Source organism: Streptomyces sp. NPDC028907 (assembly GCF_055564995.1).
Window position 1 is genome coordinate 295,411 of record NZ_JBVHVE010000001.1, and the last position, 18,798, is coordinate 314,208.

Here is an 18,798-nt window from a genome sequence, read left to right on the forward strand (position 1 = left end):
TCCGCCTACGCTCCATCACGTCGGCCTCAGCCCGCGACCTGCGCGCCGGGAACCCCGGGCCCGCTCAGCCCCACCCGTCCCCGCTCTGCCGCGAGCTCCGCCAGCAACTCGGTGAGCTGAGCGCCGTGCCACGGCGTCAGCAGGCCCGAGTCGTCGAGGTGTACGGCGCACGCGGTGGTCGCGTCGACGAGCCGCTCCAGCGTGGCGACGACGTCATCGGCCCCCTCCGCGTGCCGGGCGAGCGCGGGCAGTTCCGCTGCGGCGTGAGCGATGGCGGTACGGGCCTCGGCGAGCGCCCGGTAGGCCTCGCGACGGAGCGTCCAGCGGAGGGCGCGGGCATCCGTGCGGGCGTTGTGGCCTGCGCCCGACCCGCGCAGCTCCCGTACGCGGCCGCCGGGATCACCGTCCGCCTCGCGCAGCACATGGGCGAGGTAGGCGTGCGCGGCCCGGTTCGCCTCGGCGAGGCGTGCCCGGACGCCTCCGCCTCGTTGACCCGGCATCGGCAGATGGCCCACGACCAGCACGATCGCGCAGGCCAGCAGGGTCTCGCCGATACGGCTCGCGGAGGCCTGCGGTTCGCCGCCGACCATGACCAGGGCGAGCACGAGCACGGTCACGACGGCCGTCTGGGCGGCGAAGTGGCGGGTGGCGACGGGGATGAGGGCGCCGCTGAGGGCGACGAGCGCGACGAGGCCTTCGGGGCGGGGCAGTACGGCGGCGAACCCGGCGAAGAGAAGGGCTCCCAGCACGGTGCCGGCGGCCCGGCAGAGCACTCGGGACACGAGCGGGCCCAGGTCGGGCTTGACGAGGAAGACGGCGGTGGCGGGAAGCCAGTACCAGTGTTCGTGCCGGCCGTACCACTGGGTGTGGTGCAGGGCCTGGGCGATGGCCGCGGCGGCGCCGAAGCTGAGCGCGACCCGCAGGCCGTACTCCCGACCGCCGGCCCCGAGGACGGCCCGGGCCCGGTCCTTGGCCGTACGGCGACGCCGGGTGTGCAGGTCGCTGTTCCCGCGGCCCCGGTCGAACGCCTCGGCGGCGTGCAGCAGGGCGTCGTCGAGGGCGCGCAGGGCGGGCGCGGAGCGGGAGGGCGCGGGGAGGGGGCCGGTGTGCGTGTTGCCGCGTACGGCCCCGGCGAGCCTGCGCGGCCCTTCGGAGGCGCGCTCGGCGACGGACTCCCCGGCCCAGGCGAGCGCGGTGGCGGCCTCGGCGAGGGGCAGGGCCGCGGCGTACTGCGCGTGCAGCCGTCGTTCGGTGGACGAGGAGGCGTACCGCCGCAGGCGGGGTCCCGCGAGGGCGTCCTGCGCGTGGTCGAGGGCGGCGGTGAGCGCGACGCGGCGGGCGATGGCGTCCCGGGTGCCGACGGCGTCGAGGAGGTCCGCGACGGCGTCGTACACACCGGCGACGGCGTCCCGCTCTCCGTCGAACCGGAAGTCCCCGACGAGCGAGCCGGGGGTGGGCAGGGCCAGTCGGAGCCCGAGCAGCCAGGCGGCACCGGCGAGATAGCCGAGCGCCCGCTGCCACCCGCCCTCCGGCAACGGCATCCCGGCTCCGATGGCGGAGGCGACGAGGAGTTGCGTACCGGCGGCGGAGGGGACGGACCCGACGGCACTGATGCCGCCGGCGAGGAGTCCGAGGCCGGTGAGAAGGACGGTGAGCGGGACGGCGCCGAGGCTGTCACCTGCGTACGTACCGACCAGCAGCCCGGCGGCCCCGGCCAGCGCCGGCACCCCTAGCCGCTTGACGGAGGCACGGCGGCTGCCGGGACGGTCGTTGATGCCGGCGAGCATGGCGGCGATGGCGGCCACGACGCCGAGGGAGGTGCGGCCGGCGAGGACGGCGGCGAGGAGGAGGGGACCGGCGGCCAGGGCTCCTCGGAGGACCGCGCTCCAGGGCACGGGTCCGCGCTGGGCGCGCAGCGCGTGGGCGAGCCAGGGCGGGAGGGCGAAGGCCGGGGGTGCGGGGCGGTACACGGGGCTCCTGTCGGGGCGAGGGCGGGGGTGTGCCTTCGGGCGACGGTGGCCGGGCGGCGGGCTGTGCTGCCCACCGTAGATCGAAGTCCTGGAGGGGATGGGACGGTCGTATTTCGAGAATGTGACGATGCCTGGAAAGGCCACGTTCTTTATGAACGCAAGTACGCGCGGTGTCCTACAGGCCGAGGGCCATGGCGAGGCGGGTGAGTTCGGCGGTGGTGTTGACGTCGAACTTGGCCCGGATACGGCGCAGGTAGGTGTCGACGGTGTGCTGGGAGAGGCCCATGTGGCGAGCTGTCTGGCAGTAGGTGCGGCCCGCGGCGATGTGACGCAGGGTCTCCAGTTCGCGCGGGGTGAGCGACGGGGTGTCGGTGGGGGTCGTGGCGGGGGTTGCCGTGGGGGTGGGATGCATGGGGTGTTCTCCCGGCTGGTCGGCACGGTTGTTTCACCGGCTGGTCGGCGCGGTCGTTTCTGCTCACACCCTTGGAAGCAGAGGGCAGTGGTCGGCACGAACTGAATGCCTGAATGCTTCACTTTTGCCCCTTGTAAAGAGAATGTTTGGGCGAGGTCATCACCGCGTCCGCCCGCTGTCACAGCCGTGTCACAGACGGAGTCCCGTGCCGCCGGTGCCTCCGGTTGTGGTTGGTGTGCGCCGGGATCATGCTGGTCAGGGGGTGGTGCCGGCACGTGAGCGGTGAACGGTGAGAGGAGCGGTGATGACGCGTCCTTCCTCCCGCTCCGGCGAGTGGGCGCGGGCGAGCGTCGCGCCGCAGGAGCCGTGCACGGCCACGGTGGACGAGCGGGGCATCGTGACGGGGTGGAGCGAGGGGGCCGGGCGGCTCCTGGGCTACGGGCCGGCCGAGGTGGTGGGGCGCCCGGCGGCCCGGCTGGTGGCCGACGACATCGAGGAACGGGTACGGCGGGTCGCGGCCGGGCGGCGAGGCTGGAGCGGCTCGGCGGTGCTGCGGCATCGGGACGGGCGGCAGCTGCCGCGGCGGCTGCTGGCGCACCGCAGGACTTCCGGTGGCGCGGCGGCCGAGTGGCTGGTGGTCGCGGGCTCGGCCGGAGGGCCGTCGTCGCCGGGCGAGGATCTGCCGAGGGACGGGCTGCTCGGGGAGTGGGTGCTGCGCCAACTGCCGTGCAGCGTGGGGGTGTTCGACCGGGAGCTGCGGCTGGTGGCGGCGAACGCCGGCCTGGAGGGTGCGCTGGCGCTGAGCGCGGAGGAGATGCACGGGTGGCGGCTGGCGGAGCTCGCTCCGCATCCGCTGAGTGACCGGGCCGAGGCAGCGATGCGGCGGGTGCTCGACGGGGGCGGGGTGCAGCATGTCGCGGATGTGATGGGCCCCGGGGGTGTGGGCGCGGAGGGCGGCTGGCCGGCGTCGCTGGCTCCGCTGAAGGACGCGGAGGGTCAGGTCCGTGCGGTGTGCCTGGTGGCGTACCGGACGGCGGGCGGCGATCCGGCCCGGCAGCGGATGCTGCTTCAGGCCCTGCCCCGGATCGGCACCACCGAGGACGCCGAGCGCACGGCACAGGAGCTGGCCGAGGTGACCGTACCCGCCGTCGCGGACTACGTCGCGGTCGAGGTGCTGGACGCCTTCCGGCGCAGCGGCGAGGCCGACCCCGTGCTGTCGGCCGAGTCGGCGGGGCGGGCCGTGTTGCGCCGGGTCGCGGTGCGGTCCGTCCTCGACGACGGCGGCGCCCGCGTCGCACCGGGAGAGTCGGTGCGCTACCCGGCGGCCTCCCCGGTGACGCGATGCCTGGTCGAGGGGCAGGCGATCGTGTACGGGGTGGGCGAACCGGCCGTCGCGCGCTGGGCCGAAGAGGATCCACAGGCCGCATGGATCGGCCGGGGGCAGGTGCACTCGGTGATGGTGGTGCCGTTGCGTGCCCAGGGCGGCGGCATGCTCGGTGCGGTGCTGCTGGGCCGTCACCGGCGCCGGGAGCCGTTCGACGCGGACGACGTGTGGCTGGCCGAGCAGTTCGCGAGCGCTGCGGCCGAGGGCATCCGCCGAGCCCGGCAGCGCGGACGGGAACGCACGACCACGATGACCCTCCAGCGCAGCCTGCTCCCGCAGACGCTCCCCGATCAGCACGCCCTGGACATCGCCACCCGCTACCTGCCGGCCGGCGGGCGGGCCGGGGTGGGCGGCGACTGGTTCGACGTGATCCCGCTGTCGGGCGCCCGGGTGGCCCTGGTCGTGGGCGATGTGGTCGGTCACGGCGTCCGCGCCGCGGCGACCATGGGCAGGGTACGAACGGCGGTGCGCACCCTGGCCGACGTCGATCTGCCGCCCGACGAACTGCTGACCCACCTCGACGATCTCGTGGTGCACCTGTCCGCCGAGGAGGCCGGGCCGCAGGAGACGGCGGAGGGCGCCGCGGGGATCGGCACCACCTGTCTCTACGCGGTCTACGACCCGATCTCCCGCCGCCTCTCACTGGCCCGGGCCGGCCACCCCCCGCCCGCCGTGGTCGCGCCCGACGGCGCGGTGCGCTTCCTCGACGTCCCGCCCGGCCCGCCCCTGGGCCTCGGTGGCCTGCCGTTCGAGACCGTGGAGACCGAACTGGCCGAGGGCAGCCTGATCGCGCTGTACACCGACGGTCTGCTCGAGGCGCGCGACCACGACATCGACGAGGCCCTGGACAAGATGTTCGCCACCCTCGCCCGCCCCGCGCCGACGCCGGACACGGTCTGCGACCGACTCCTCGCCGCCATGCTGACCCACCCGCCGGACGACGACGTCGCCCTGCTCGCCGCCCGCACCCGCTGCCTCGGCGCCGACCGGGTCGCCACCTGGGAGCTGGACTTCGAACCCACGGTCGTCGCCCGGGCCCGTCGGCTGGCCACCGACCAGCTGGCCGCCTGGCAGTTGGAGGAGGCCGGCTTCATCACCGAACTCGTCGTGAGCGAGCTGGTCACCAACGCCCTGCGCTACGGCCGCAGGCCCGTACGGCTGCGCCTGATCCACGAGGGCCGCACCCTCATCAGCGAGGTCTTCGACTCCAGCAACACGGCCCCGCACCTGCGCCGCGCCAGGGTCTTCGACGAGGGAGGACGGGGCCTGCTGCTGGTCGGCCAGCTCGCCCAGCGCTGGGGGACTCGGCACGAGGCCACCGGCAAGACGGTATGGGCCGAACAGTTCCTCAACCGGGCCTGACACAGGCTTGGGGAGCGGGGGTGCGCGGGGGTGATGACCGGGACCGGTGCCCGACAGTCGGCCCACCGGGCGCCGCCCCTCGGCAGGTCGGCGGGGTCCGGACGCCGCGCGAGGGCGCGTGGATGCCGCACGGGCCGCGCAGGGGGCGATCGAGCGAGGGTGGGCTGTCTGGGCGAGGCCGCGCTGCCAGAGCTGTGCGGACATGGGCGGTGTTCCTTTCGGGAAAGAGTGACGGGGTGAAGGTCTGAGTGCCTTCACCCCGTCGGAGTGGGTGTCGTGCTCCGCCGTCCGGACTTACACGGCCGGGGCGGGCTCGTCGACCAGGACTTCCGGCTCGGGCTGGGCGTCGGTCTGGGGCTGCACCTCGGTGTCGGCGCCTTCGCCGCTCTCGGTGCCCTGCTCGGCCGTGCCGTCGTCGGTCTGGGTGCCGTCCTCGGTCCCGGTGCCGGTCCCGTCCTCGGTGCCGGTCCCGTTCTCGTCGCCCTGGTCAGCCGTGTCGTCCCCGGCGTCGGTGCCGTCCTCGGTCCCGGTCCCGGTCCCGGTGCCGTCCTCGGTACCCTCCTCGGTCCCGGTACCTTCCTCAGTCTCGGTCCCGTCCTCGGTACCTTCCTCGTGCTCGCCGTTCTCCTCGTGCTCGTGCTTGTCCTTCGCCTCGTCCTCGTCCTTCCAGTGGTCCTCGTCCTCCCAGAAGTGCTCGTGGATCTCGACCTTCCATTGGTTGTAGTGCTTCTCGAAGTAGTGGTAGTCCTTGTGGCTGTCCCAGAAGTAGCGCTTGGCGTGCTTGATCACTACGAAGTAGCACTCGTACTTCTCGGACCAGTAGAACTTCTTACCGCCCGCCCAGCAGTAGTACTTCTTCTCCCACTTGTCGTGCTTCTTGTCCTTGCGGTCCTTGCCCTTGCGGTCCTTGTCCTCCTCCTTGAAGCGCTCCTTGTGGTCGTCACTCCAGCAGTAGTTCTTCTTGCCCTTGTGCTTGTCCTCGGGCTTGTCCTCGGGCTCGTCCTCCCCCTTGTCCTCGCCCCCGTCCTTGCCCTTGGCCTGGGGCACCACGGACACCGCCGACTCGGAGGACATCGGAGCCGCCGTCGCGGCGGTGGCCGGCAGGATGACGCCTCCGGTGACGACCGCGGCCGACACCGCCGCCATGGTCAGGCCCAGACGGCGCTTGGAACGGACGTTGTCGCGGGTGCGGGTGGAAGAGTTCATGGTTCCTTCTGGAGTGACTGGCCCTTGGCGGAGCCCCGGTGCCTCGTTCGATCCGGCGTTTCCGGTGAGGCGCACTTCCAGTAGGCCCGCTTCGTCCCGCTTGGTCACGTTCCGAAGGCTCGGGACTTGACGGGCCCGAAGCGGTGAGGTAGCGGCACAGCTGACAGGTCAGTGACCGGGCCGACGGTCGAAGACGGGCCGGGCCCACAGCGGCGGACGCGGAAGCGGCCCCACCGCCCGGTCCACCTGGGTCGGCGGATGCGGAGCCTCGTGCGACTCCGGCTCGCGCTCGGCACCCCGTGCCGTTTCACGCAGCGCCGCCACGAAGTCCAGGCAGCAGTCGTAACGATCCTCGGGGACCTTGGCCAGGGCCCGGGCCACGACCTCGTCCATCTCCGGCGGGGTCCCCGGCCGCCTCTCGCTCAGCGCGGGCGGCTGGTCGTACTGGTGGGCCCACAGCAGTTCCATGCTGTCGTCCCGCTGGAAGGGCGGCCCGCCCGCGAGGGTCTCGTAGACGACGCACGCGAGGCTGTACAGATCGCACCTGCCGTCCACCGGGCGACCGGCGATCTGCTCCGGAGCCACATAGTCGAGCGTCCCGACGAACTCGCCCACGGACGTGAGCCCGGTCAGCGACAGCGACTTCTTCGTCAGCCCGAAATCCGTCAGGTAGACGTGCTCGGGGTGGTCGCTGTCCGTGCCCCGGGCCACCAGCACATTGCCGGGTTTCACATCCCGGTGCACCAGATCGTGCTCATGGGCCGCGTCCAGGGCGGACGCCACCTGTGCGGCGATACGTACCGCCGTCGCGACCGGCAGAGGGCCGTCCCGGTCGAGCAGGGCCCGCAGATCCAGCCCCGGGACGTACCGCATGGCGATGTACAGGACGCCTTCCGTCTCGCCGGCCTCGAAGATCGGCACGATGTGCGGGTGGTCGAGTGCCGCGGCCGCCCGCTGCTCGTGCGCGAAGCGGCGGCGGAAGGTGTCATTGCGGACCATGTCCGGGGTCAGCAGCTTCAGTGCCACCGTGCGTTCCAGACGCAGGTCCCTCGCCCGGTACACCACGGCCATGCCCCCACGACCGAGCTCGCACTCCACCTGGTAGCCCGCGATCCGCGCCCCGACCAGTCCCGCACCCATCGCCGCGCATCACCCACCGAAAATCGCCCCGTACATGGACAAATTATCCAGCGGATCCGCTCGCGGGGCCACACCCCTCCAGGGACGCCGCGGCCCGCTCCATCGCCCCCTCGAAGAGCCGCTCCGCCTCGGCGACCGCCGAGCCCAGCCCCTCACCGCCGGCGACGACCAGCGCCCCGATGACACCGTCCACACCCCGCAGCCCGGCCCGCTCCAGCAGCCGCTTCTCGTTCGTCACCCATTCCCCGCGCGCCGCCAGCACGGCGTGCCCGGTCTGCGCGGCAGCGGTGGCCAGGGCACCCGCGACCTCGGTGAGCCGGCCTGCCGGAGCATGGTTGGCACGCGCATACCCGAGGGTGGCCCGGGCGGTGCCGTACCAGCGCTCGCTCGCGCTGCGACGCAGCGGCTCGGGATAGGCGGCCGGCCTCGGCAGCTCGCCCCGCAGCACCCGGTTGATCGCCAACTCGGCCACCACCAAGTAGCTGGGAATCCCCGCGAGATGGAACAGCAACGGCTCCACCCGGAACCGCCCCTCCACCGCCTCCGCCAACTCCCGCTCCACCACGTCGAGATCGCGATAGTGAACGTCCACCCGCCGCCCCTCGACCGTCAGCCAGGCTCCCCCGTTGAACACGCCCCCGCCCCAACCACCGACCTCGGACACCTCACCCTCCCAACCGAGAGCACGGAGATCCTCCGGATCGAAGGCCCCGCGGTAGTAGACGGCCAAGTCCCAGTCACTGTCCGGCCCGTGCGTGCCCTGCGCCCGGGATCCACCGAGGGCAACGGCCTGGACGGTGGGGAGGGAGGCGAGGCGGTCGGCGGTGTGGGCGAGGAAAGCGGAGTCGGGGAGGACAGTCATAGGCGCAGCGTAGGCGGGTGCGCACGAGGACTCCACGCCATTTCCCCCCGGCCCGGAGCCCCCGCTTCGCCGCGTTGTCAGTGGCACGCGTTATCAATGAACTCGTCACTCAGCGTAACGGCGACGGGGGAAGCAGTGATGACGACGCACGAGAAGACCCAAGGGACGCACGACCGCGCTCAGCAACCGCCCCAACCACCCCGCACCCACCTCTCCACAGCCGGCCTACGAGCCCGCGGCTGGACCCCCGGCATGATGCGCCAACTGCTCGGCGAACCCGACCTGTTGCGCACCCACCCGCACTTCGACTCCGCCCCGCAGACCCGTCTCTACAGCATCGAGCGCGTGCAGGCCGTCGAGCGGAGCGAGGAGTTCCGCGCCGCCGCGGCGGTCGCCGCGAGGCGTTCCGCTGCCGCGCGGGCCGCCGCGCTGCGCAGGCGGCGGGAGGTGCTGGCGCGGATCGCGGCGGAGCGCATCGAGGTGCCGCGACTGACCCCGGACAGGCTGGCGGCACTGGCGGTCGAGCACCGCAACCGCGTGGACGAGGAGCGGGCGTCGTGGCGGTCGGGCCATGCCCCGGCACCTGCCACGGTCGACGGCGCCGAGCCGAGCGCGCTCGCCCGCTGGAAGGTCGACTATCTGCGCCATCGACTCACCCGCCACGACGAGATCCTCGACGAGCTGTACGGTCGCACCGGCCGCGCCGCAGCCGAGCAACTGCTGCGCCACCGCGTCTACGCCGCCATCTCCGAGGTGTACCCGTCCCTTGCGCAGGAGTGCGAACGCCGGCTGCGTGAAGGGGAGTGCGGTCCACCGCCGGGATGACATCCCGGGAGCAGCTTCCGGGACGGAAATTCGGATGCGTATGCGGCTCCACCCCCGGATGATCGGCAAGTTGTCACCACGAGACCACTCCCCACCGCTCACCACTGTTCACCACCACGTCTCAGGCACCCCCAGGAGCTCCCATGATCCGGCGAGTCACCTCCCCCGCCCTCTTCCCTCCCCCCACCTACTCCCACGCCTCCGTCGTCGAAGCCGGCACGAGACTCGCCTTCCTCGCCGGTTCCGTGCCGCTGGACGGCGACGGGAACCTCGTCGGCGAAGGAGACCCGGTACGGCAGGCCGAGCAGGTGATCGCCAACCTGGAGGAGCAACTGCGGGCGGTCGGCAGCGACTTGGCGCACGTGCTGTCGACCGAGGTGTACGTCGTGAGCGGCGACACCGCCGTGCTGTCCGCCGTCTGGGAGGTCGTCGAGGCGTCGGGACTGAGCGCGGGTCCTCACTCGTCGACGCTGCTGGGTGTGGCCTGCCTCGGATACACCGGGCAGCTGGTGGAGATCACGGCCACGGCCGTCGTTCCCGAGGGGCCGGCAGGAGAGTCACGGCCATGACGCCGGTCTCGCTCCGCCGGGCCACCGCGACCGACGCCGGTGCCGCCGCCGACGTCTGGCTGCGGTCCTTCGCCGCGGCCCTGCCTACGGTCGCGCGACCGCACTCCGACGACGAGGTACGGGCCTACTTCCGGGAGGTGGTGGTCCCGTTCAGGGAGACCTGGGTCGCCGAGGCCGCCGACCGCGTCATCGGCCTCATGGTCCTCGACCGCGACGAGCTCTCCCAGCTCTACCTCGATCCCGACCGGCGGGGCCGCGGCATCGGCGACCGGTTCGTCGACCTCGCCAAGCGACGCAGACCGGGCGGGCTGAGCCTGTGGACCTTCCAGGTCAACAAGCCCGCCCACCGCTTCTACGAGCGCCACGGATTCGTCGCCGTCGAGCACACGGACGGCAGCCGCAACGAGGAGCGGGAGCCGGACGCGCGGTACGTCTGGACTCCCTCCCCCGTCACTGCGGTCAGCCCTGCGACGCCCCCCACGCCCGCCGCTTCGGCAACGGCTTCGCATACGTCCCGGCCCGGCTCGTCGTCAGCCCCAACCCCACCAGCGACTCGGCGAGTTTGACTGCCGCCCCCACCCCGTCGACCACCGGAACCCCCAGCTTCTCCGCCACGGTCCGCTGCAACCCGGTCATCCCGGCACAGCCCAGCACCAGGACCTCGGCACCGGCGTCGCGGGCCCGTTCGGCGGCCGCCAGGAAGGCGGACTCGGTGCGCTCGCCGTCCGCCAGCTCCAGCACGCCGAGCCCCGTACCGACGACGGCGACGCAGTTGCGGCCCACCCCGGCGGTCTCCAGGCTGTCCTCGATCTGCCCGCACGACCGCTCCAGCGTGGTCACCACGCCGTACCGCCGCCCGAGCAGACAGGCCAGATGCGCGGCGGCCTCGGTGATGTCGACGACCGGCACGTCCACCAGCTCCCGCACGCCCTCCCTCCCGTGCTCCCCGAAACCGGCCATGACGACCGCGTCGTACTCGGGGCCCTCGTACGTCCGCAGCGCGTCCATCACGGCCGCCGCCGAGAGGTAGCTGTCGAGCCAGCCCTCCGCCGACTCCGGCCCCCACCCGGGGGTCAGTCCGAGCACGGTGGTGCCCGGGCCTGCGGCGGCCCGGGCACCTCGTACGATCTCCTCGGTCATCTCCTGCGTGGTGTTGCAGTTGGTGACGACGATCCGCACGTCCTTCAGACCTCCCGCGTCACGGGCTTGGCGGCCTGCGCGGCAGCGGACTCGGCCCGCTCACCGCGGCACAGCAGCAGGTACAGCCCCGCCGCCATCGCCGTCCCGATGAACCAGGAGTACGGCGACACATCGCTGAACGTCTTCACCAGCGCCAGCACCGCCGCGACCGCCGCCGACGGCAGGAACGCCCACAGCGCCTTGGGGTTGACGCCCTTGCGGTAGTAGTAGCGCGAGCCGGGCTCGGCGGAGAACAGCTCCTCGACGTCCACCCGGCCGTGCTTGACGAGGTAGTAGTCGACCATGATCACGCCGAACAGCGGGCCCAGGAAGGCGCCCAGGCCGCCCAGGAAGTAGTTGACGACCGTCGGGTTGGAGAAGAGGTTCCAGGGCGTGACGACCAGCGCCGCCACCGTGCTGATCATGCCGCCGACCTTGAAGGTGATCTTCTGTGGCCAGACGTTGGCCAGGTCGTACGCCGGGGAGACGAAGTTGGCGACGATGTTGACGCCCATGGTGGCGATGGCGAACGTCAGGGCGGCCAGGACCAGGACCCAGGTGTTGCCGACCTTCGCCACCAGCTCCGCCGGATCCGTGATGGCCTCGCCGAAGACCTCCAGCGAACCGGCGGTGACGATCACCGAGACGACCACGAATGCCGTCGAGTTGATGGGCAGGCCCCAGAAGTTGCCCTTGCGGACCGTGCGGTAGTCGGGCGCGAAGCGGGAGAAGTCGCAGAAGTTGAGCATCAGCGTGCCGTACGTGGCGAGGATCAGGCCGATCGCGCCGAACCACTGCCGCCACTGCTCGCCGACGGAGACCGGGTGCGGGGTGGACGTGAGCGAGATCGTCCAGCCGGCCTTGGCCAGGATCCAGACCGCCAGCGCGATCATCACCACCCAGATCGCCGGACCGCAGAAGTCCTGGAACTTCCGCACCGACTCCATGCCCTGGCTGATGATCAGCGCCTGGATGAGCCAGAGGGAGAGGAAGGACACCCAGCCGAGCGCGTGCAGGCCCAGGAAGGAGCTGTGCGTCCAGGACTCCAGCCCCGGCCAGGCGGCCAGCAGCATCACGTTGACGGCCACGGACGCCAGATAGGTCTGGATGCCGTACCACATGATGGCGATCACGGCCCTGATCAGCGCCGGGATGTTGGCGCCCCAGACGCCGAAGCTGATCCGGCTGACGACGGGGAACGGGACGCCGTGGCGCTGGCCGATCTTCCCCATCCAGTTCATGCCGACATAGATGAGCACGAAGCCGACGAGCAGGGACGTGAAGACCTGCCACACGTTCATGCCGAGGACCAGCAGACCGGCCGCGAAGGTGTAGTTGCCGAGGTTGTGGACGTCGGACATCCACAGCGCGAAGAGGTCGAAGACCTTCCAGTTGCGCTTGTCCGCGGGCGCGAGGTCTTCGTTGGTGAGCCTGGGATCGGGGACGAACTCTGGTGTGCCGGTGACTTCGGCACGGTCGGCGAGGGACACGGGGCCTCCAGGAGCCAAGGGACGGAGGACTGCTTATGGAGGGAACTGCTGTGGGAACCGTCGCGAGCGGTGTTTGGTATACCAAACTGCGGACATGGTCCTCCCGTCAACAGTTCTGACCGATGTCGCTCTTGTTAACGCTCCGTAAAACGCTCCTCGGTTCGGCCAAAATGGCCCCATGAGCTCCACGACGAAGATCGAACCCATCGGCGCGGTACGGGAACGCGTCCTGGTGACCCTGCGGCAGGACATCATCGCCGGGCGCCTGCGGCCAGGAGACCGGCTCGTCGAGCGGGAGCTGGCCGAGCGCCTCGGGGTCTCGCGGGTGCCTGTCCGCGAGGCGATCCGCGCCCTGGTCGTCGAGGGCTTCGTCCACTTCGAGTCGGCACGCCGTACGGTCGTACGACGGCTGACCCCGGCCGACGTCAAAGAGCTCTTCGAACTGCGCGAGGCGCTGGAGGTGTACGCGGCCGGACTCGCCGCGTCACGGGCGACACCGGAGGACCTTGCCGAGGTCGAGCGGCTCCTCGAACAGGCGGCCGCCGCGACGGATGCGGGCGACGCGGAGACCATCACGGACGTCAACAGCCGACTGCACGACCGCATCATCGCCATGGCCGGCAACAACCTGCTGATCGAGGCCCTGGAACCGGTCGCCGGGCGCCTGCGCTGGATGACCCGGCGGAACGAGGAGTGGCCCCAACTCCTCGTGGAACACCGCGAGTTGTACGAAGCCATCGCCTCCGGCGACCCGGCACGGGCCAAGTCGCACGCACTGGCCCACGTGCGGACCAACTACCGGTCGACGATGCGGCAGCTGTTCGGGGAGGACGCCGACCAGAGTCCTGCCGACCAGAGTCCTGCCGACCAGAGTCCCGCCGATCAGAGTCCCGTCTGAGCCGGCTCGCGTCCCGCGTACCTGTCCGTCGCCGCGACCAGCGCGTCCGCCATGCCCGGCGCCCCGGCGTTGTGCCCCACGTCGTCGATGACGATCAGCTCGCTGTCCGGCCAGGCGTGATGCAGACGCCACACGATGCCGAGCAGGTTGCCGGGGTCGAGGCTGCCCTGGACGAGGGTGCCCGGAATTCCTTTGAGCAGGGGCGCGTCCCGCAGGACGACACCCTCCTCGTGATCCCCGCCGTGGCCCTCGCCGTGGCCCTCGCCGAGGAAGTGGTCGTTGCCCCAGTAGTGCGTCACGGTACGAGCGAAGCCCATGCGGAACACCGGGTCCTCGTAGCGCGGGACGGAACGCGGCGGTGCGGCGGCCATGGCCGTCTCCCAGTCGGTCCACGCGCGCGCCGCCCGCGCCCGTACCTCCGGATCCGGCGACTCGATCAGCCGGCTGTAGGCGGCGGCGAGGTTCCCCGTCCGCTCGGCCTCGGGCACCTCGGCCACGAACCGTTCGAAGGCCTCCGGGAAGAACTGCCCGAGCCCTCTGGTCAGCAGGGCGACCTCGGCGTCGGAACCGGTGGCCACGCCCGTGAGGACGAGCTCCGACACGACTCCGGGATGCGTCTGCGCGTACCGCAACCCGAGCACCGAGCCCCACGACACCCCCCACACCAGCCACCGCGCGATCTTGAGATGCCGCCGCAGCAGCTCCAGGTCTGCCATCAGGTGCGCTGTCGTATTGACGCTCATGTCGGTCTCGTACGCACTCGCGTGCGGCGTCGAGCGCCCGCATCCGCGCTGGTCGAGCAGCACGATCCGGTAGGCGGCTGGGTCGAACAGGCGCCGGAACCAGGGGTTGCTCCGGCTCCCCGGCCCGCCGTGCAGCACCACCGCCGGCTTGCCTCGCGGGTTCCCGCAGGTCTCCCAGTAGACGCGGTTGCCGTCACCGACGTCGAGCATGCCGTGGTCGTACGGTTCGATCTCCGGATAGAGAGGCATCCGGGCAACGTAACGTCCGCACGGCCCTCCGGTCGCCTCATTTTCAAGGGAGAGAGGCCGCTCGCGCCGCCGCGCCCAGTACGTCCCGCAGCATCTCGGGCGTCAGCCGGCCGGTGAAGGTGTTGCGCTGGCTGACGTGGAAGCACCCGAAGAGGTCGAGCCCGTCGAGACCACCGACACCGTCCAGCGCCACCCGCGCCCCGTGCGCGAACACCGGCCGCGGCCGGGGCACATTCCACCCCGCCTCCACCAGCGCCGGCAACGTCGCCTGCCAGCCGAACGCCCCCAGTACCACGATCGCCCGCAGCGTCGGCCGCAACAGCCCCAACTCCCGCACGAGCCAGGGCCGGCAGGTCTCCCGCTCCCCCGGCGTGGGCTTGTTCGCGGGCGGAGCGCAGTGCACCGGGGCCGTGACCCGTACGCCGTACAGCTCCAGACCGTCGTCGACGGCGACCGACGCGGGCTGCGAGGCGAGGCCCACGTCGTACAGCGCCTGGTACAGGACGTCCCCGGAGCGGTCCCCGGTGAACATCCGGCCGGTCCGGTTGCCGCCATGGGCCGCGGGGGCGAGCCCGACGATCAGCAGCCGGGCGTCCGGCGGGCCGAAGCCGGGCACCGGGCGGCCCCAGTACGTCTGGTCGGCGAAGGCGGCGCGCTTGGTACGGGCCACCTCCTCACGCCAGTCCACGAGGCGCGGGCAGGCCCGACAGCCCGCGATCCGTCGGTCGAGGTCGGTGAGGGCGTCCACGTTTCCACCGTAATCACAGTCGCGCCGGTACGGCCGTCGCTGCCGCCTGCGCGGGCTAAGGTCGAGGCATGGCTTCCGAGGATGACGAGGACGACAAGGGGACGATCGGCGGCTCGGCCGAGGGGCCGCCCGACGCGGCTGACACGGACCCGGCCGTCGACCCGCAGGTCGCCGCGGCCGTGGCAGCCGCCGAGGCCGCCGGTGCGCGCAGCGGCGAGAGCGTACGGATCGACAGCTGGATCTGGTCCGTACGCCTGGTCAAGACCCGCTCCATGGGCGCCACCGCATGCAAGGGCGGCCACGTGCGCGTGAACGGCCACAACGTGAAGCCGTCCCACTCGGTGCGCGTCGGCGACGAGGTGCGGCTGCGGCAGGAGAACCGGGAGCGGATCGTCGTCGTCAAGCGACTCATCAGCAAACGGGTCGGGGCGCCGGTGGCGGTCCAGTGCTACGTCGACAACTCGCCCCCTCCCCCGCCGCGCGAGGCCGTCGCCCCGGCCGGCATCCGCGACCGCGGCACCGGCCGGCCGACCAAGCGGGACCGACGCGAGATGGAACGCCTGCGCGGCCTGATGGACGGCGGCAGCGGACAGCCACGCGGGCGGTGACATCCGGCGCAGCGACGACAGAACGGCGATGAACGAACGGCGGTGGCGTCCGGCCCGGGCTCTCGGCCCACCGGACGCCACCGCGCCGTTCGACTCCGTCGTCAGTACCGTCAGTACCGTCAGTCCGGTCAGTCCCGTCGCCGCACCAACCGCAGCAGCTCCGCGTTCGAGCCTCGCCGAGCCCACGCGATGAGGGCGAGCGGCAGGATCAGGATGAGCGGGGTGACGGCGTACTCGCCGTCGAAGTAGGTCATCTGCACGACGAAGGCGCCCACCATCAGCGCGCTCAACGCGACCGCCGCCACCGACTGGAGCACCGGGATCAACAGGGCGACGGCCCCGGCCAGTTCGAGGACACCGATGGCGTACATGCCCGCGCTGCCCCACCCCATCTCCTCGAAGCTCTCGGCGGCCGACGGGTGCGCGATCAGCTTGGGCAGTGCGCTCGCGACCGCGTAGAAGAGAGCGAGCACTATCTGGAGGCCGCGCAGGGCGATACGGGCCCGGCGACCGCGCGGAGTCGCGGACTCGGCGATGGCGGTGGCGGTGGTGCCGGCGGGAGCGGAGGCGGTGGTCTCGGTCATGGGGGTCTCCTCGTGAAGCGGTCCGTCGTGCTGTCACAGAGGTAGACCGGGCGTCGCCCCGGAACTCATCGCCGTACGAAGGAAACTCACGCGCTCCCTTCGGACGGGCCGAACGGGCCGAACGGGTTCAACGGCAGCCACCCGTGCCCGATGTACCAGTGCCCGCCCGCCCGCAGATGGTCCCCGACGGCACGCTCCACCGCCGTACGGCGCGGCAGGCTCTGGACCGGCAGCTCCGGGTCGCCGAAGACGAACTGGACCGGTTCGGTGTCGGCCGGCTCCCGGTCCTCGCGGGCGACACCGAAACGCTCCTGGAACCGGACGATGTTGGAGTCCCCGGGAAGGTACTTCCTGAGCTGCGGGTCCAGCAGCCAGGAGTGGCAGAGCGCCACCCGGTACCGCTCCTGTGGAAAGCGCAGGGCGAAGAACTCCCGGGCCAGCGCCAGGGACCGGTCGACCGCGGCCGGGGCCAGGGGCCCGAGGAAGTCGGGGATGTGCAGGTTGAGGCAGGGCGAGCCCGGACGCACGTCGAGTCCGGCCGCAGCGAGCCGAGTCCCCGTACGCTGCCCGAGCCGCGCCCGCTCGAACTGCAACCGTCCCAACTGGTACAGCTCGCCACGGAAGTGATGGACGAGCCACCACGGCGCCTGCACTCCCGCCCGGCCGTACCGCCTGCGGTACACGGCCATGTTCCGTCCGAGATCGGCGAGGGTGCGCCGGGTGACGTCGGCCGGGACGCCGAGCTCGCGGTGGTACGCGCGCGTGGCCGGCAGTGCCGCGACGAAGACGTACACCGGGAAGCAGCGCTGAAGAGCGCCCGAGGCCCAGTCCAGGTCAGGCAGGTCGACCGGTCCTCCGACCTCCCCCATCCCCTGGACGAGCTCGTCGACGGACCGCTCCAGGGCCTGCCGCAGCTCCGGGTCGTCGGTCACCCGTCGGGCCATCCGCACGAGGTCGTTGATGTCCTCGTGGGGTACCCCGAGGTCGAGCAGCACCTCGGCCAGTTCATCGGTGTCCGGCAGCACGAGGCCCCCCGCGAGGAGTACGTTTCAAGAAGGAGTGGTGATCCTGATGCGTACGGGCAGTGAGCCGACGACAGCGCGCAGTGCACTGCGAGCCCGCTTCTGGCTGTGCGTATGGGGCCTGGTCTGGACGATCTTCGGCACCGCCGCGTTCGCGCTGGCGGGGCGCCCCGGCTGGGCGGCGGCCTGCGGGGCGCTGTGGCTGATGATCATGATCGACACGGCCATGGTCCTCAGACACATCCGCCAGGGCCCGCACTACCAGCCCGGCCGCGACATACCGCCGTATCGCCCACCCGAGGACCGTCCCTACGGCCGGACGCCCGACAGCCGTCCCCACGGCCGGGCACCCGAGAACCGCCCCTACCGGCCACCGCCGGAGGACCACCCCTAGGCACCGAAGCCTCATCCCCCCTGACCGCCTCTCACGCGTCGAACCGGGCCGCCTTGAGGTACTGCGGGTTCGGGTCGAGCGCGGCGGCCAGCCGGAAGTGGCGCTTGGCCTGGCCGCCGCGGCCCTGCCGCTCGTAGGTCCTGGCGAGCGCGAAGTGCGCGAACGCGTTGTCCGGCTCTCGCTCCAGGACGATGGTGAACTCCAGCTCGGCGGGCCGCAGTTGCGCGGCGGCGAAGAAGGCCCGGGCGCGCAGCAGCCGGGCGGCGGTGTTCTCCGGGTGGACGGCGATGACCTCGTCGAGCAGCTTCACCGCGCCCCGCGGGTCCCGCGCGGCGAGCAGTTGCTCGGCGGCGCGGTAGTCGATGACATGCGTCTCCGGAGTACGTCCGGTCGAACCGCTGGTCTCGGGCACGGCAATGTCCTTCCCTCGCTGGAGGGCTTCAACGCGCGGACGGGCCGCCGCTATTCCTGGGACGCCCGGGGCTGCCGGCTTCCCTGTGCCTCATGGGCTCGGCGCACGAGTTCGTCCCACACGTCCTTCACGCGTCCTTGGAGCTCTTCCAGCCGCACGTCGTTGTCGATGACGATGTCCGCGATCTCCCGGCGCTGCTCACGCGTGGCCTGCGCGGCCATGCGTGCGCGTGCGTCCTCCTCGGTCATGCCGCGCAGCCGGACGAGGCGGTCGAGCTGGGTCTCGGGGCCGGCGTCGACGACGATCACGAGGTCGTACAGCGGCGCGAGGCCGTTCTCCGTGAGGAGCGGGACGTCGTGCACGACGACGGCGTCCTCTGCGGCGGCCTCTTCGAGTTCGCGGGAGCGGGCGCCGACGAGGGGGTGCACGATCGAGTTCAGCACGGCGAGCCGGTCGGGGTCGGCGAAGACGATCGAGCCCAGCTTGGGCCGGTCGAGGCTGCCGTCCGCGGCGAGCACGTCCTCACCGAACGCCTCGACGACGGCGGCGAGCCCGGCCGTACCGGGCGCTACGACCTCGCGCGCGATCCGGTCCGCGTCGATCAGCACTGCTCCGTGCTCCACGAGCAGCCGCGACACCTCGCTCTTACCGGCACCGATGCCCCCGGTCAGGCCCACCTTCAGCATGTCCCGAAGCTTAGGCCCTGCCACTGACAGCGCATCCGGCAGGACCAGCCCTTCC

At 71.9% G+C, this 18,798-nt stretch carries 19 protein-coding genes and 1 pseudogene; 7 read left to right on the plus strand and 13 right to left on the minus strand.

Features of this window, described 5'->3' with window-relative positions; genetic code table 11:
* Window positions 1–26: 26 nt before the first annotated feature.
* A complete protein-coding gene (locus ACZ4UU_RS01380; RefSeq protein ID WP_468035861.1) occupies window positions 27–1,970 on the minus strand; it encodes an FUSC family protein in 1,944 nt (647 codons plus the stop codon).
* A gap of 175 nt (window positions 1,971–2,145) precedes the next feature.
* The gene (locus tag ACZ4UU_RS01385; RefSeq protein ID WP_468035863.1) at window positions 2,146–2,382 is read right to left on the minus strand and encodes a response regulator transcription factor; all 237 of its coding nucleotides are present in this window, start codon (window positions 2,380–2,382) and stop codon (window positions 2,146–2,148) included.
* Window positions 2,383–2,686: 304 nt separating this feature from the next.
* On the opposite strand from ACZ4UU_RS01385, the gene ACZ4UU_RS01390 reads away from it, so the two are divergent.
* A complete protein-coding gene (locus ACZ4UU_RS01390; protein ID WP_468035865.1) occupies window positions 2,687–5,128 on the plus strand; it encodes a SpoIIE family protein phosphatase in 2,442 nt (813 codons plus the stop codon).
* A 294-nt stretch (window positions 5,129–5,422) separates the two neighbouring features.
* On the opposite strand, the gene ACZ4UU_RS01395 is transcribed toward ACZ4UU_RS01390, so the two are convergent.
* From ACZ4UU_RS01395 to ACZ4UU_RS01405, 3 genes are all read right to left on the minus strand, one after another.
* Complete coding sequence (locus ACZ4UU_RS01395; RefSeq protein WP_468035867.1) at window positions 5,423–6,334, minus strand: hypothetical protein; 912 nt, start codon at window positions 6,332–6,334, stop codon at window positions 5,423–5,425.
* 168 nt (window positions 6,335–6,502) lie between these two features.
* Window positions 6,503–7,474, minus strand: a complete 972-nt coding sequence (locus ACZ4UU_RS01400) for a serine/threonine-protein kinase (RefSeq protein WP_468035868.1) — start codon at window positions 7,472–7,474, stop codon at window positions 6,503–6,505.
* Window positions 7,475–7,517: 43 nt separating this feature from the next.
* Window positions 7,518–8,336 (minus strand): nucleotidyltransferase domain-containing protein, encoded by an 819-nt coding sequence (locus ACZ4UU_RS01405; protein WP_468035869.1) that lies wholly within the window; start codon window positions 8,334–8,336, stop codon window positions 7,518–7,520.
* A gap of 138 nt (window positions 8,337–8,474) precedes the next feature.
* Here ACZ4UU_RS01405 and ACZ4UU_RS01410 point away from each other — a divergent pair, with 138 nt between their 5' ends.
* From ACZ4UU_RS01410 to ACZ4UU_RS01420, 3 genes and pseudogenes are all read left to right on the plus strand, one after another.
* Entirely contained in the window at window positions 8,475–9,161 is a 687-nt protein-coding gene (locus ACZ4UU_RS01410) for a hypothetical protein (protein WP_468035870.1), read from the plus strand.
* 143 nt (window positions 9,162–9,304) lie between these two features.
* A complete protein-coding gene (locus tag ACZ4UU_RS01415) occupies window positions 9,305–9,730 on the plus strand; it encodes a RidA family protein (protein ID WP_468035871.1) in 426 nt (141 codons plus the stop codon).
* Window positions 9,727–10,173, plus strand: a pseudogene (locus ACZ4UU_RS01420) (GNAT family N-acetyltransferase); the annotation flags it as partial. The gene ACZ4UU_RS01415 and the pseudogene ACZ4UU_RS01420, both read left to right, overlap by 4 nt.
* A gap of 16 nt (window positions 10,174–10,189) precedes the next feature.
* Here the strand turns inward: ACZ4UU_RS01420 and ACZ4UU_RS01425 are convergent.
* On the minus strand, window positions 10,190–10,909 hold the full coding sequence (locus ACZ4UU_RS01425) for an aspartate/glutamate racemase family protein (protein ID WP_468035872.1): 720 nt from the start codon (window positions 10,907–10,909) through the stop codon (window positions 10,190–10,192).
* A gap of 5 nt (window positions 10,910–10,914) precedes the next feature.
* Complete coding sequence (locus ACZ4UU_RS01430) at window positions 10,915–12,399, minus strand: NCS1 family nucleobase:cation symporter-1 (RefSeq protein WP_468035873.1); 1,485 nt, start codon at window positions 12,397–12,399, stop codon at window positions 10,915–10,917.
* Between the two features lie 178 nt (window positions 12,400–12,577).
* On the opposite strand from ACZ4UU_RS01430, the gene ACZ4UU_RS01435 reads away from it, so the two are divergent.
* On the plus strand, window positions 12,578–13,297 hold the full coding sequence (locus tag ACZ4UU_RS01435; RefSeq protein ID WP_468035874.1) for a GntR family transcriptional regulator: 720 nt from the start codon (window positions 12,578–12,580) through the stop codon (window positions 13,295–13,297).
* Here ACZ4UU_RS01435 and pip read toward each other — a convergent pair.
* Entirely contained in the window at window positions 13,282–14,289 is a 1,008-nt protein-coding gene (gene pip / locus ACZ4UU_RS01440) for a prolyl aminopeptidase (protein ID WP_468035875.1), read from the minus strand. The two genes, ACZ4UU_RS01435 and pip, sit on opposite strands and share 16 nt — an antisense overlap.
* 43 nt (window positions 14,290–14,332) lie before the next feature.
* Entirely contained in the window at window positions 14,333–15,037 is a 705-nt protein-coding gene (locus ACZ4UU_RS01445) for a uracil-DNA glycosylase (protein WP_468035876.1), read from the minus strand.
* A 68-nt stretch (window positions 15,038–15,105) separates the two neighbouring features.
* On the opposite strand from ACZ4UU_RS01445, the gene ACZ4UU_RS01450 reads away from it, so the two are divergent.
* Window positions 15,106–15,645: an RNA-binding S4 domain-containing protein gene (locus tag ACZ4UU_RS01450; RefSeq protein ID WP_468035877.1), complete on the plus strand. Its 540-nt coding sequence runs from the start codon at window positions 15,106–15,108 to the stop codon at window positions 15,643–15,645.
* A 128-nt stretch (window positions 15,646–15,773) separates the two neighbouring features.
* Here ACZ4UU_RS01450 and ACZ4UU_RS01455 read toward each other — a convergent pair whose 3' ends face one another.
* The gene (locus ACZ4UU_RS01455; RefSeq protein ID WP_468035878.1) at window positions 15,774–16,229 is read right to left on the minus strand and encodes a DoxX family protein; all 456 of its coding nucleotides are present in this window, start codon (window positions 16,227–16,229) and stop codon (window positions 15,774–15,776) included.
* Window positions 16,230–16,315: 86 nt separating this feature from the next.
* On the minus strand, window positions 16,316–17,254 hold the full coding sequence (locus ACZ4UU_RS01460) for an acyltransferase domain-containing protein (RefSeq protein ID WP_468035879.1): 939 nt from the start codon (window positions 17,252–17,254) through the stop codon (window positions 16,316–16,318).
* Window positions 17,255–17,300: 46 nt separating this feature from the next.
* Between ACZ4UU_RS01460 and ACZ4UU_RS01465 the strand changes: the two genes are divergently transcribed.
* A complete protein-coding gene (locus ACZ4UU_RS01465) occupies window positions 17,301–17,645 on the plus strand; it encodes a DUF6343 family protein (protein ID WP_468035880.1) in 345 nt (114 codons plus the stop codon).
* Between the two features lie 31 nt (window positions 17,646–17,676).
* Here ACZ4UU_RS01465 and ACZ4UU_RS01470 read toward each other — a convergent pair whose 3' ends face one another.
* On the minus strand, window positions 17,677–18,057 hold the full coding sequence (locus ACZ4UU_RS01470) for a tetratricopeptide repeat protein (protein WP_062719100.1): 381 nt from the start codon (window positions 18,055–18,057) through the stop codon (window positions 17,677–17,679).
* A 50-nt stretch (window positions 18,058–18,107) separates the two neighbouring features.
* A complete protein-coding gene (gene coaE, locus ACZ4UU_RS01475) occupies window positions 18,108–18,743 on the minus strand; it encodes a dephospho-CoA kinase (RefSeq protein WP_468035881.1) in 636 nt (211 codons plus the stop codon).
* Window positions 18,744–18,798 lie beyond the last annotated feature (55 nt).